This is a genomic window from Agrobacterium sp. 22-210-1 (assembly GCF_053522525.1).
Genome location: NZ_JBNWCI010000001.1, coordinates 552,724 through 565,178 on the forward strand (window position 1 = coordinate 552,724; position 12,455 = coordinate 565,178).

Genomic DNA, 12,455 nt, shown 5'->3' on the forward strand with positions numbered 1-12,455 from the left:
TCCCGTTTCGTGCCAATGCTGTGGGCAGGGGCAAGGCATCAACTGCCTGTTCACGAAAAGGTATTTTTACACTTCATCATTCCGCCTTATGCTTTGTCGATATATGCAAGGCGAGACTATCTGAAACGCGAGGACGCTTATGGCCGTGACCCTTCTTTCGCCTTTTCGCAACAGCATTGCCGCAGTCGCGGGCATCGCGCTTGTGGCGGGTAGCCTTTCGGCACCGGTTGCTGCGAGAGCGCAGAGCCATGGGCCGGAATCGGTGGCCGATCTTGCCGAGCCGCTTCTGGATGCGGTGGTGAATATTTCGACGTCGCAGAACGTCAAGACCGAGGGCAAGGGACCTGTTCCGCCAAAGCTCCCGGAGGGGTCGCCCTTCCAGGAATTCTTCAAGGATTATTTCGACAGCCAGAAGCCGGAGGGCGGTGAAAAGGTCAATTCACTGGGTTCCGGTTTCGTCATTGATCCCGCCGGTTATGTCGTCACCAACAACCACGTCATCGAGGGTGCTGATGCCATCGAGGTGATTTTCCCGAATGGCTCGAAGCTAAAGGCAACGCTTGTTGGCACCGATACCAAGACCGACCTTTCGGTCTTGAAGGTAGAGCCGAAAACGCCGCTGAAGGCCGTCAAGTTCGGCGATTCGCGCAGCATGCGCATCGGCGACTGGGTAATGGCCATCGGCAACCCCTTCGGCCTTGGCGGTTCGCTGACTGTCGGCGTCATTTCCGCGCGTGGCCGCAATATCAATGCCGGCCCCTATGACAATTTCATCCAGACGGATGCGGCGATCAACAAGGGCAATTCGGGTGGTCCGCTCTTCAACATGAAGGGCGAGGTGATCGGCATCAACACCGCGATCATTTCCCCGAGTGGTGGTTCGATCGGTATCGGTTTCGCCGTTCCGACGGAACTTGCGCAGAATATCGTCCAGCAGCTGATCGAATTCGGCGAGACCCGTCGCGGCTGGCTCGGCGTTCGCGTTCAGCCCGTCACGGATGATGTGGCGGCAAGCCTTGGCATGGAAAGTGCCAAGGGTGCGCTTATCTCCGGCGTCGCCAAGGGCGGCCCGGTAGAGAACGGCCCTATCCAGGCCGGCGATGTCGTGCTGAAATTCGACGGCAAGGACATTCATGAAATGCGTGATCTCTTGCGGATCGTGGCGGAAAGCCCGGTTGGCAAGGAAGTCGATGTGGTGATCCTGCGCGACGGCAAGGAGGAGACCGTCAAGGTCAAGCTCGGCCAGTTGCAGGATACGACCGAAGAAAAGGCCGCGACCGAAGACCCGCAGGCCGAAGATGGCGATGGCGGCGTGGTTGCGCCTGATGATGATGGCGGCACCGACGATCAGGCGCAGGACCAGACGCCGGAAGTGCGTGAAGCGCCGCAGAGCGTGCTTGGCATGAACCTGGTCGTCCTCAGCAATGAGCTGCGCACGGAAAAGGGCATTGCCGAAAGCGTTGAAGGTGTGCTGGTCGCAAGCGTCGATACGGGTTCGCCGGCCGAACAGAAGGGCATGAAACCGGGCGACATCATCGTCGAAGTCGGGCAGGACTTCATGGAAGTTCCCGGTGACGTGCTGGTGCGGATCAACGGCCTGAAATCCGAAGGCCGCAAGAATGCGCATATGATGGTTGCAGATGCGCAGGGCAATCTGCGCGTGGTGGCGCTGCCGCTGGAGTAAAGCGCTTTCCACCGGTTCGGCAGGAATCGGGTGGTTGTGGTCCCGGCCTCTCTCTAATCCTTGGTCTCCATCAACGGAGGTCAAGGATATGAAATTACTCGAAAACAAGGTTGCCATCATCACTGGAGCGTCATCCGGCATCGGCCGGGCGACGGCGAGGCTGTTTGCCTCGCAAGGGGCAGCCGTCGTCATCAATGCGCGGGGTGCTGCTGCGCTGGAAGAGGTTGCCGCCGGGATTCGCGAGACCGGCGGCCGTGTCCATGCCGTTGTTGGCGATGTCAATCTTGAGGAAACCCATTCCCGGCTGGCGGATGCGGCCGTGAGCATTTTCGGCGGTCTCGATATCGCCGTCAACAATGCAGGCGCGGTCGGAGCCATGAAGCCGCTGGCGGAGATTTCCGCCGAGGAATGGGATTACGTGCTCACAGCCAATCTCACTTCCGCATATCTTGGGGCGCGTCACCAGATTCCGTTGATGCTGAAGCGGGGCGGTGGCTCGATCGTCTTTATCTCCAGCTTCGTCGGCACCAGTGCCGGCATACCGGGCATGACGGCCTATGGTGCGTCGAAGGCGGCGCTGATGGGGCTGGTGAAAGGCATTACCGCAGATTATGCCGTGCAGGGCATTCGCGCCAATGGGCTGCTTCCCGGCGGGGTCGACACACCCATGGCCGGAGATGCGGCCCAGAAGGAATGGGCTGCAGGCCTGCATGCGATGAAACGCATCGCCGAGCCGGAAGAACTGGCGCAGGCCGCACTTTTCCTGGCAAGCCCGATGTCGAGTTTTGTCGCCGGGGCGGCGCTGTTTGCCGATGGCGGCAATGCCGCGGTGAAGTAAAGTTCGAGGCTGGCGGGGAGGGCGTTATTGCGACTGCCGTTCCCGCCATTCCGCCAGCGTCAGCGCATAGGTCACATGCGGACGCAGATGCGGATGGGTGTCATCAGGCACGCGTGGATGATCGAAATCGCGTGACGGGTCACGCTTCAGGCCGATGCGCTCCATCACGCGGGTCGAGCGGTGATTGTCGTGGACGGCGAAGGAGACAATTTCCGGCGTCTCCTTTTCATCAAAGGCCATGACGAGCAGCGATTGTGCGGCTTCGGTGACATAACCGTGGCCCCAGTAACGGGTGGCCAGCCGCCAGCCGATCTCCATGGTACCAATCGGGAAGGGCGGATCGAGGTTCATGACGGGCGATATGCCGCAGAAACCCATGACTTCGCCGGTTTCGCGCAGCTCCATGGCGTAGAAGCCATAACCGCTGCCACGGATCATGCCGTTGATTGTTTCCAGAACCGCATCCGCTTCCGCATGGCTGCGGCGGAAGGGGAAGAACTCCATGACCTTTTCGTCGGCATTGATTTCCCGGAACAGGTCGCGGTCGCTCTCCTTCCACTCGCGCAGAATGAGCCTTGGTGTTTCGCGGATGATCATGGAGTGACAAAATCCGTCTTGCGGTAGCCCTGAATGTAAAGCAGCGCGGTGAGATCGCCGTGGTCGATGCGCATCTGCGCTTCAGCCGCGACGGCGGGCTTGGCGTGCAGGGCAACACCTGCGCCGGCCAGATGCAGCATGCCGAGATCGTTCGCGCCATCGCCGACCGCCATTGCCTCTTCCGGCGAGATGCCGAGCTTTGCGGCAATGTCATTCAGTGCGTCCACCTTGGCCTGTTTGCCGAGGATGGGTTCGGCAACGGTGCCGTCAAGCTCGCCATTGGCTTCGCCGAGCAGATTGGCGCGGTTCTCATCGAAACCGAGCATGGCCGCGACCCGGCCGGTGAAGACCGTGAAGCCACCGGAAACGAGGGCAGTGTAGTAGCCCTTCGCCTTCATGGTGGCGATCAGTTCCTTGCCGCCTGATGTCAGCGTGATGCGCTTTTCGATGACGTCGTCAACCACCGAGACCGGCAAGCCCTTCAGCAGCGCCACGCGTTCCCGGAGTGCCGGCTCAAAAGCGATCTCGCCATTCATGGCGCGGGCGGTGATGGTGGACACCTTGTCCTTCAGGCCGACTTCGGCGGCCAGCTCGTCGATGCATTCCTGGCCGATCATGGTCGAATCCATATCGGCGATCAGGAGCTTCTTGCGGCGCTTATCCTGTTCCTGGATGACGATGTCGATTTTCCGATCGACGATTGCCATTCGCAGGAGACGATCCGCCGCCTCCATGTCCGTTCCTTCGGGCAGTGCGATATCGCAGGCAATGCCATCGGCCAGCCAATAAAGGCCGGATGCGTTGACGGCCTTTGCGGCGGTTTCGCCGAGGGCCGGTGTCAGAACAGGATTTGACGGATTGGCGATAAGCGTGGCAACGAGAGCCATGATGAAAAACCTTGATGAGAATTTTGATGCGATCCTGATAACCGGCCCGACGGCAAGCGGCAAGTCCGCGCTTGCGCTTCGTCTGGCACGGGAGCGGAATGGCGTCGTCATCAATGCCGACAGCATGCAGGTTTATGACACGCTGCGGGTGCTGACCGCCCGGCCTTCGGAAGAAGAAATGCAGGGCGTGCCGCATCTGCTTTACGGCCATGTGCCGGCAAGCAGCCTCTATTCCACGGGTGAATGGCTGCGGGATCTTTCCGTCCTGCTTTCGGATCTGCGTGGGCAGGCGCGTTTTCCCGTCATCGTCGGCGGCACGGGGCTTTATTTCAAGGCGCTGACCGGGGGATTGTCGGACATGCCTGCCATCCCGGAGGAAATCCGCGACAGGCTGCGCGGTCGGCTGATTGAAGAAGGGCCGGCGGTTCTCCACACGGAATTGTCGCGACGCGATCCCGTGATGGCTGAGGGCCTGCAGCCGGGAGACGGCCAGCGTATCGTCCGGGCGCTGGAAGTGATCGAGGCGACCGGAAAATCGATCCGGGATTACCAGAAGGCCAACGGCCCGGTGATCGTCGATCCTGACCGGGCGCAGAAATTCGTCGTCTTGCCCAACAGGCCTGTGCTGCATGACCGCATCAACCGGCGTTTCGAGGCCATGATGGAAAGCGGCGCGGTGGAGGAGGTGGAGGCGCTTCTGGCTCTCAAGCTTGCGCCCGACGCGACGGCGATGAAGGCGATCGGCGTTTCTCAGATCGCCGATATGCTGGCCGGGCGCATGAGCGAGGCGGAGGTGATCGAAAAATCGGCCGCTGCGACCCGCCAATATGCCAAACGGCAGATGACCTGGTTCCGCAACCAGATGGGGGAGGACTGGACTCGCATCCAGCCTTGAAGGCTGGCGTCAGTCCTTGCGATAAAGACTGCCCAGTGGTTTTTTCAGGAGGCTCTCGCGCAGCGAAGGGCGCGTATCGGCCGGCGGGGGACCACTTTGCGTCTGCATCTGGAAACCGGCTCGGCGCAAGTCGTTGACTGCACCAGAGGCGCTGTCCATCCTCTCCGGGTTTTGTGGCGGTGGCGATGTGCGTCCGGGCAACATGTCCGGGCGGTAAGGCTCATAGCCCTCCGTTGCGGGTGTTCCCAATTCTCGCTTCCAGCGATCGATGTCGTCTGCTTCTCCGGGCACCACGGGCGATTCCGGCAGATCGGAAAAGGCCGCTTCGACGCTTTGCTGGAAGCCGGTGATGACCGGCCTCGCTGTGGCCCGCATGCGGGTGACGATGCTGTTGAGGTCGACGGTGTCCGGTGTTTCGTGGGGCGCGTGGCTGACCGTGCCGCTTGCCTTCGGCAATTTGATCGCCGGCACACGGTCGAAACGCATGCGCATCGGCACACCCACCGCCTCGCCGAAGGCGATGGCTTCACCATTGCCAATGGAAGAAAGAAAGCTGGTGGTGGAGGCCGAGGCGTTGGGTACGGCCGACAGAATGATCTTCTGGTCGATCTCGTTTGACAGCCGCATGGCGAAAACGGTCGAGCATTGCGACAGGATGGTCTGATCCAGCTCGCTTGGCCGCTGGCTGATGACGCCGAGCGAAATGCCGTATTTGCGGCCTTCCTTGGCGATCTGGGCGATCGACTGTCGGGTCGGGAAAAAGCCGCGCTCGGGGTCAGCCGGAACATAACGGTGGGCTTCTTCACAAACCACAAGCATATGCAGCGACCCGCGCGCCAGCACCGCCAGCTCGAACGACATGCGGCAGAGAACGGAGACCACCGAGTTCACCACCTCGGAGGGAATGCCCGAGAGCTGGAACACTGAAATCGGCTTGCCTTCCCCGGGAATACGGAAAATATGCGCCACCGTCTCCAGGATGGTGTCGCTGATCGTATTGCTGGAGAACATGAAGTTGTAGCGCGGATCGTTGATGGCCGAGAGGATACGGCCTTTCAGGGAGCGCAGCGCCGGCTTTTCGCCGCGCCCTTCCAGCCGTCCGATACGCTCATCGATAGAAGCCAGAAGATCGGCCATGCGATAGGGCACCGGCGAATCCGGTGTGATCGCGCTCTTGTCGGAGGTGCGGCGGACGGCGGAACCATCCGTACCGCGAAATGCCTTTTTTGCCTCGGGTATGACGTCACGCAGAACGTCCATCTCTTCCGGCACAGGCTTGCGGCCACGGAAAACCACTTCCGCGAATTCCTCAAGGCGCATCAGCCAGAAGGGAAGGTCGAGCGTATCGGTATCGATGACAACCGAATGATCGGGAAAAGCGGCTGCAAATTCGTTGTGCGGATCGAGAATGAGGACGCGCAGTTTCGGGTCCGTCGCGATCGCCTTGTTCAAGAGCAGTGAAACCGCAGTCGTCTTGCCGACCCCGGTAGAACCGACGACGGCGAAATGCTTCGAAAGCATCTGCGGAATATTGATGGCCGCGCCGATCGTATCATCCTGTGTCAGTTTGCCGATGATGCAGCTGTCACGCTTGCTGCTGTCGTAGATCTTGGCAAGGTCGCCGGTGCGGATGCGATGGGCCACGGCGCCGAGATAGGGATAACGGGAAATGCCGCTGGAAAACCGTTCGCTGCCGTCGTCGGTGCGATAAACCTCTCCCATCAGTTCCACGTCGATCAGCAACCTGTTCGACCTGTCCGAGGACCATTGTCTTTCATCGGTGCGCATGGCGAAGACCAGTGCCGCGACACGGCTCGTTCCCATTTCGATGGAGATCAGGCGTCCGACGGACCAGAGTTGCGCAACATCGGTCGAGCCCGGCTCCGTTTCCGCGGCGATGGTGGCATGGGCGCCGTCGCAGGCGATGACGCGGCCAAGCATGCGGTCTGCCGGTTGCAGAGCGGATCGCCGTTCGGTTTCGTCCACGCCGGACGCTCTATGAAACTCGTTATTATTCACATCTTATCCCGGGACATGCGGATGATCGCGGTGGTTCGGGCAGTACCTGCGCCCTCGATAATAAAAGATTATATTTAACAACAGGTGTATCAATTGCGTTCGAAAATTTCGTCGATTGGCGCTTTTGCGTAATAAAAGAAGCGGTCGCCGATTTTTTCCGCAATATGCGTTGACGGCTGGGGCTTTTGTGGCTAACACTCCGGCCCATGAAAAATCTTAACGTACTTATCGTGGTGGGACGGCGCATGGGCAGGATGGTGTAACCATCCGGCGAAAGCACCCATGCGCTGAACGAGGCTCCTTAAGGGGCCTTTTTTTATGTCTTCAAACAGGCCCTCGGGCTCCTCGATATCCAAAGCCAAAGCGGGATGGAAACAGGCAATGACGGATAAGGACAATACGGAAAACAGCAATCGCATGACAGGTGCGGAGATTGTTCTCAAGGCGCTGAAGGACAATGGCGTCGAGCACATCTTCGGTTATCCCGGCGGTGCCGTTCTTCCGATTTATGACGAGATTTTCCAGCAGGAAGACATTCAGCACATTCTCGTGCGCCATGAGCAGGGCGCCGGCCATGCGGCCGAAGGTTATGCCCGCTCCACCGGCAAGGTCGGCGTCATGCTCGTCACGTCCGGTCCCGGCGCCACCAATGCGGTGACGCCGCTGCAGGATGCGCTGATGGATTCCATTCCGCTCGTCTGCCTTTCCGGCCAGGTTCCGACATCGCTGATCGGTTCGGATGCGTTTCAGGAATGCGATACCGTCGGCATCACGCGCCCCTGCACCAAGCACAATTGGCTGGTAAAGGACGTCAATGAGCTGGCGGGCATCATCCATGAAGCCTTCCGCATCGCGCAGACGGGTCGTCCCGGTCCCGTTGTTGTCGATATTCCGAAGGATATCCAGTTCGCCACCGGCACCTACACACCGCCTTCCGCTGCCGTTCAGCAAAAAAGCTATAAGCCGAAGGTCCAGGGTGACCTCAATGCCATTAACGCTGCCATCGAACTGATGTCCAAGGCGAAAAAGCCGGTTTTCTACACCGGCGGCGGCGTCATCAACTCCGGCCCGGAAGCGACCCGGCTGCTGCGCGAACTGGTCGAGCTGACCGGTTTCCCGATCACCTCGACCCTGATGGGTCTCGGCGCTTATCCGGCTTCCGGCAAGAACTGGCTCGGCATGCTGGGCATGCACGGTTCTTACGAAGCCAACATGACGATGCATGATTGCGACGTCATGGTCTGCGTCGGCGCGCGTTTTGACGACCGGATTACCGGACGCATCAACGCGTTTTCGCCGAATTCGAAAAAAATCCATATCGACATCGATCCGTCCTCGATCAACAAGACCGTACGCGTCGATGTGCCTGTTATCGGTGATGTCGGCCATGTGCTGGAAGATATGGTTCGCCTGTGGCGCGCTTTGCCGAAGAAGCCGGAGAAAGCCCAGACGGCGGACTGGTGGTCGCAGATCGAGCGCTGGCGTGCGCGCAATTCCTTCGCCTATAAGAACTCCAAAGATGTCATCATGCCGCAATATGCCTTGCAGCGGCTTTATGAGGCATCGAAGGGACGCGACACCTATATCACCACCGAAGTCGGCCAGCACCAGATGTGGGCGGCGCAGTTCTTCGGCTTCGAGGAGCCCAATCACTGGATGACCTCGGGCGGTCTCGGCACCATGGGTTACGGCCTGCCGGCGGCCATCGGCGTGCAGGTCGCGCATCCGGAAGCGCTGGTCATCGATATCGCCGGTGACGCCTCGATCCAGATGTGTATCCAGGAAATGTCCTGCGCCATCCAGTACGGTCTGCCGGTGAAGATTTTCATCCTCAACAACCAGTATATGGGCATGGTGCGGCAGTGGCAGCAATTGCTGCACGGCAATCGTCTGTCGAACTCCTATACCGAAGCCATGCCTGATTTCGTCAAGTTGGCGGAAGCCTATGGCGCGGTCGGTATGTATTGCGACGACCCGAAGGAGCTGGACGACAAGATCGCCGAGATGATCGCGGTCAACAAGCCTGTCATCTTCGATTGCCGCGTCGCCAATCTTGCCAATTGCTTCCCGATGATCCCGTCTGGTAAAGCCCATAACGAGATGTTGTTGCCGGATGAGGCGACGGATGAAGCGGTTGCCAACGCCATTGATGCCAAGGGCCGTCAGCTAGTCTGAGCCGGGAGAGGAAAAGGACATGAACGCACACCTACAACCCACCGGCTCCGCCTATTTCATCCAGAAGGAAACGGCTGCCGTCGAAAATCATACGCTGTCGGTTCTCGTCAGCAACGAGCCGGGCGTCCTTGCCCGGGTCATTGGCCTGTTTTCTGGCCGGGGCTACAACATCGAAAGCCTGACGGTTTCGGAAACGGAACATGAAGCGCATCTGTCGCGCATCACCATCGTGACGCGCGGCACCCCCATCGTGCTGGAGCAGATCAAGGCGCAGCTGGAACGCATCGTGCCGGTTCATCGGGTTCTCGACCTCACCGTCCGCGCCCGCGAACTGGGGCAGGAGCGGCCGATCGAGCGCGAAGTGGCGCTGATCAAGGTCGCCGGCACGGGTGAAGTGCGCGCAGAAGCACTGCGCCTTGCCGATGCGTTTCAGGCCAAAGTGGTGGACGCGACTGTTGAGCATTTCATCTTCGAAATCACCGGCAAGTCGTCTAAGATCGACCAGTTCGTCGCCATCATCAAGCCGCTCGGCCTGATCGAGATCTGCCGCACGGGTATTGCCGCGATGAACCGTGGCTCGCAGGGGATGTAGTCTCTGCATTCACAATATGTATTCTGACCATCGAAGCCCGCGGTTCGCCGCGGGTTTTTTTATGGGTTTTCGCGCAGGGAATCTATATTCAACCATATGGTTGACTTTTCGGATTGGTGCGCTATATTCAACAACATGGTTGAATTATCTGTTCCACAACTCGACACTGTCTTTCATGCTCTTGGCGACGCGACGCGGCGCACGATGCTGCGGGACCTTTCTTTTGGCGAACGAACGGTAAGCCAGTTGGCCGAGCCATTCGATATTTCGCTTGCCGCAGCCTCCAAGCACATCAAGGCACTGGAGAATGCCGGGCTTATCCGCCGTGAGGTGAAAGGGCGTACCCATGTGTGCCGTCTTGCGCCGGAACCCCTGGCGCAGGCGCATGAATGGCTGGGCTTCTACCGGCAGTTCTGGAACAGTCGTCTCGATATTCTTGAGCAGATGCTCCGGGAGGATGATCAGGGGAAAACCCCTGCAAATGGAGGAAATGACAATGGCTGATATCGCAATACCTGACGCCTATGGCCGGCTCGTGGAGCCTGCGACCCTGAAGATCGAACGGCTGTTGCCGGGACCGATTGAGCGGGTGTGGGCCTATCTGACACAAAGCGATCTTCGCCGCCGCTGGCTGGCATCAGGCGAAATGCGGCTGGCGCCCGATGCACCCTTTGAACTGGTCTGGCGCAATGACGAGCTTTCCAATCCACCCGGCCACCGTCCGGAAGGCTTTTCCGAAGAGGAAAAGATGGCGTCACGCATCATCACTGTTGTTGTGCCGCATCGCCTCGTCTTCAGTTGGGGTGAGGGTGCAGAAGTGTCGATCGAACTCCAGTCCCTCGGCAGGGAGGTGCTTCTGACGCTTATTCATAGCCGGCTTTCGGATCGGAAGAGCAAGCTCGATGTCAGCTCCGGCTGGCACGCACATCTCGATATTCTCGCTGACCGCCTTCAGGATAAGGAACCTGGACCCTTCTGGGATGCATGGCTGAAACTGAGAAAAGAGTATGAGCAGCGCATAGGCTCATAAACTACATCAGGCCTGAATGGCGCGGCTGGTCCGCGCCGTTCAAGGGGGAGCTGTAGCGCGGTGGCCCCGGTTCTCACGTTCTGATTCAACCGCCTCAGCGCCCGATTCCGAAAAGTCTCTTAACCCATTGCTGCGTCAGAGCATTTCCAGTGCCGTCTTGCGCGTTGGCGGCGGGAAGGCGGCGTCGAGGGCGGTCCAGTCTTCGTCACTTATTTCAAGATCGGTCGCGCCGCGATTTTCTTCCACACGGGAGGCGCTGGCGGATTTCGGGATGGCGATGACGCCGTCTCTTTCCAGCAGGAAGGCCAGCGCCAGTTGCGCCGGGGTCGCCTGATAGGCCTTGGCGATGCGGATGAGTTCGTGGTTTTTCAGGATGCGGCCCTGCTCTATGGGGGAATAGGCCATCAGCGGTACACCGCGCTCCTGGCACCATGGCAACAGCGAAAACTCGGGGCCGCGCCGCGACAGGTTGTAAAGGACCTGATTGGCGGCGCAGTTTTTGCCATCGGGCACGGCGAAAAGCTCTTCCATGTCGTCGGTATCGAAATTGGAGACGCCCCAGTCATCTATCTTGCCGTCGCTCTTCAGTCTTTCGAAAGCCGCCACGGTTTCGTTCAGCGGGTGCTCGCCGCGCCAGTGCAGCAGATAGAGATTGATATGATCGGTGCCGAGCCTTGCAAGGCTGCGCTCGCAGGCCTCCACCGTGCCTTTAGCGCTGGCGTTCCACGGGTATACCTTGCTGACCAGAAACACGTCGTCACGGCGGCCGGCAATTGCCGTGCCGACCACCTCTTCGGATCGGCCATCGGCATACATTTCGGCAGTATCGACCAGCGTCATGCCGAGATCGATCGCCTTGCGGATGCTCTCGACCTCCTGAGGCGCGGACGATCTGTTTTCTCCCATGTTCCAGGTGCCAAGGCCAAGGGCTGGAACCTCTTTTCCGGATGGCAGGGTAACGGAAGGAATATCGTCATACATTGTTTCGCTCCAGCGGTTGTCGGGGGAGAATAACCCCTTGTGCCGACTTCTCAAACCCGGCACGGGAGGGATCGATCCATCAAAAAAATTGACCCCGGCCATCGGTCTGCCGGGCTGGTTTGATAGTGGTCGGGTGGCTAGGGTCTCCTTCACAGGAGAGATCATGACTGTTGAAACCTTCGCTGCACTGGTGCTGTTTGCCTTCACCACCTCCATCACGCCCGGCCCGAACAATATGATGTTGTTTACGTCAGGCGTGAATTTCGGGTTCCGCCGCACCATCCCGCATATGCTGGGTATCGGCGTGGGGTTCCTGTCGCTTTTGATCGGGGTCGGTTTCGGCCTTGGTGCGGTGCTGCATTCGGTGCCGTTGCTCTACACCGGGCTAAAATTCGCCGGCGGGCTTTATCTCGTCTGGATCGCGTGGAAGATCGGCACTTCCCGCAGCCTGAATGAAGGGGCCGCCGCATCGCAGCCAATGGGCTTCCTTGCCGCCGCAGCCTTTCAGTGGGTCAATCCGAAGGCCTGGGTGATGGCGGTGACGGCGATGGCGACCTATACCAACGAGGCGCAATACTTCGTCACCGTTCTGGTGGTTGGCGTGGCCTTCGCCGCCGTCAATCTTCCCAGCGTGTCCACCTGGGCGGGTTTCGGCTCCGCGCTGCGCGACTGGCTGTCCGTGCCGATCCGGCTCAAATGGTTCAACATCACCATGGCCGTGCTGCTCGTCATCAGTCTCTGGCCGATGCTGAAATAA

At 59.5% G+C, this 12,455-nt stretch carries 12 protein-coding genes; 8 read left to right on the forward strand and 4 right to left on the reverse strand.

The window, feature by feature from the left end; all coding sequences use genetic code 11:
• The first annotated feature begins 139 nt into the window (after positions 1 to 139).
• Together ACQZ5F_RS02680 and ACQZ5F_RS02685 are read left to right on the forward strand one after the other, a co-directional pair.
• Entirely contained in the window at positions 140 to 1,684 is a 1,545-nt protein-coding gene (locus ACQZ5F_RS02680; protein WP_052817981.1) for a Do family serine endopeptidase, read from the forward strand.
• A gap of 88 nt (positions 1,685 to 1,772) precedes the next feature.
• Positions 1,773 to 2,522 carry an SDR family oxidoreductase gene (locus ACQZ5F_RS02685; RefSeq protein ID WP_052817980.1) on the forward strand — a complete coding sequence of 250 codons (750 nt, stop codon included), beginning with the start codon at positions 1,773 to 1,775 and terminating at the stop codon, positions 2,520 to 2,522.
• A 24-nt stretch (positions 2,523 to 2,546) separates the two neighbouring features.
• Here ACQZ5F_RS02685 and ACQZ5F_RS02690 read toward each other — a convergent pair whose 3' ends face one another.
• Both ACQZ5F_RS02690 and serB read right to left on the reverse strand, forming a co-directional pair.
• A complete protein-coding gene (locus ACQZ5F_RS02690) occupies positions 2,547 to 3,119 on the reverse strand; it encodes a GNAT family N-acetyltransferase (protein WP_046798106.1) in 573 nt (190 codons plus the stop codon).
• Positions 3,116 to 4,006: a phosphoserine phosphatase SerB gene (serB, locus tag ACQZ5F_RS02695; protein WP_137084793.1), complete on the reverse strand. Its 891-nt coding sequence runs from the start codon at positions 4,004 to 4,006 to the stop codon at positions 3,116 to 3,118. The genes ACQZ5F_RS02690 and serB overlap by 4 nt, the downstream gene beginning before the upstream one ends.
• On the opposite strand from serB, the gene miaA reads away from it, so the two are divergent.
• Complete coding sequence (gene miaA / locus ACQZ5F_RS02700) at positions 4,005 to 4,901, forward strand: tRNA (adenosine(37)-N6)-dimethylallyltransferase MiaA (RefSeq protein ID WP_448730999.1); 897 nt, start codon at positions 4,005 to 4,007, stop codon at positions 4,899 to 4,901. The two genes, serB and miaA, sit on opposite strands and share 2 nt — an antisense overlap.
• 9 nt (positions 4,902 to 4,910) lie before the next feature.
• Here miaA and ACQZ5F_RS02705 read toward each other — a convergent pair whose 3' ends face one another.
• Positions 4,911 to 6,920, reverse strand: a complete 2,010-nt coding sequence (locus ACQZ5F_RS02705) for an ATP-binding protein (RefSeq protein WP_225339152.1) — start codon at positions 6,918 to 6,920, stop codon at positions 4,911 to 4,913.
• Positions 6,921 to 7,301: 381 nt separating this feature from the next.
• Between ACQZ5F_RS02705 and ACQZ5F_RS02710 the strand changes: the two genes are divergently transcribed.
• The 4 genes from ACQZ5F_RS02710 (at position 7,302) to ACQZ5F_RS02725 (ending at position 10,717) form a co-directional block, all read left to right on the forward strand.
• On the forward strand, positions 7,302 to 9,095 hold the full coding sequence (locus ACQZ5F_RS02710; protein ID WP_046798110.1) for an acetolactate synthase 3 large subunit: 1,794 nt from the start codon (positions 7,302 to 7,304) through the stop codon (positions 9,093 to 9,095).
• Between the two features lie 19 nt (positions 9,096 to 9,114).
• Complete coding sequence (ilvN, locus tag ACQZ5F_RS02715) at positions 9,115 to 9,687, forward strand: acetolactate synthase small subunit (protein WP_003507555.1); 573 nt, start codon at positions 9,115 to 9,117, stop codon at positions 9,685 to 9,687.
• A gap of 135 nt (positions 9,688 to 9,822) precedes the next feature.
• On the forward strand, positions 9,823 to 10,191 hold the full coding sequence (locus ACQZ5F_RS02720; protein WP_046798434.1) for an ArsR/SmtB family transcription factor: 369 nt from the start codon (positions 9,823 to 9,825) through the stop codon (positions 10,189 to 10,191).
• Entirely contained in the window at positions 10,184 to 10,717 is a 534-nt protein-coding gene (locus tag ACQZ5F_RS02725) for an SRPBCC family protein (RefSeq protein ID WP_225339153.1), read from the forward strand. The genes ACQZ5F_RS02720 and ACQZ5F_RS02725 overlap by 8 nt, the downstream gene beginning before the upstream one ends.
• A 135-nt stretch (positions 10,718 to 10,852) precedes the next feature.
• Here the strand turns inward: ACQZ5F_RS02725 and ACQZ5F_RS02730 are convergent, their stop codons facing one another.
• A complete protein-coding gene (locus ACQZ5F_RS02730) occupies positions 10,853 to 11,698 on the reverse strand; it encodes an aldo/keto reductase (RefSeq protein WP_225339154.1) in 846 nt (281 codons plus the stop codon).
• Positions 11,699 to 11,861: 163 nt separating this feature from the next.
• On the opposite strand from ACQZ5F_RS02730, the gene ACQZ5F_RS02735 reads away from it, so the two are divergent.
• Entirely contained in the window at positions 11,862 to 12,455 is a 594-nt protein-coding gene (locus ACQZ5F_RS02735) for a LysE family translocator (RefSeq protein ID WP_046798113.1), read from the forward strand.

Excerpts from the sequence above, each read along its gene's own strand:
- ACQZ5F_RS02720 (WP_046798434.1), top strand. The coding sequence starts at position 9,823 with ATGGTTGAATTATCTGTTCCACAACTCGACACTGTCTTTCATGCTCTT.
- ACQZ5F_RS02710 (WP_046798110.1), top strand. The coding sequence starts at position 7,302 with ATGACGGATAAGGACAATACGGAAAACAGCAATCGCATGACAGGTGCG.
- ACQZ5F_RS02730 (WP_225339154.1), bottom strand. The coding sequence starts at position 11,698 with ATGTATGACGATATTCCTTCCGTTACCCTGCCATCCGGAAAAGAGGTT.
- miaA (WP_448730999.1), top strand. The coding sequence starts at position 4,005 with ATGATGAAAAACCTTGATGAGAATTTTGATGCGATCCTGATAACCGGC.
- serB (WP_137084793.1), bottom strand. The coding sequence starts at position 4,006 with ATGGCTCTCGTTGCCACGCTTATCGCCAATCCGTCAAATCCTGTTCTG.
- ACQZ5F_RS02690 (WP_046798106.1), bottom strand. The coding sequence starts at position 3,119 with ATGATCATCCGCGAAACACCAAGGCTCATTCTGCGCGAGTGGAAGGAG.
- ACQZ5F_RS02725 (WP_225339153.1), top strand. The coding sequence starts at position 10,184 with ATGGCTGATATCGCAATACCTGACGCCTATGGCCGGCTCGTGGAGCCT.
- ACQZ5F_RS02735 (WP_046798113.1), top strand. The coding sequence starts at position 11,862 with ATGACTGTTGAAACCTTCGCTGCACTGGTGCTGTTTGCCTTCACCACC.
- ilvN (WP_003507555.1), top strand. The coding sequence starts at position 9,115 with ATGAACGCACACCTACAACCCACCGGCTCCGCCTATTTCATCCAGAAG.
- ACQZ5F_RS02680 (WP_052817981.1), top strand. The coding sequence starts at position 140 with ATGGCCGTGACCCTTCTTTCGCCTTTTCGCAACAGCATTGCCGCAGTC.
- ACQZ5F_RS02685 (WP_052817980.1), top strand. The coding sequence starts at position 1,773 with ATGAAATTACTCGAAAACAAGGTTGCCATCATCACTGGAGCGTCATCC.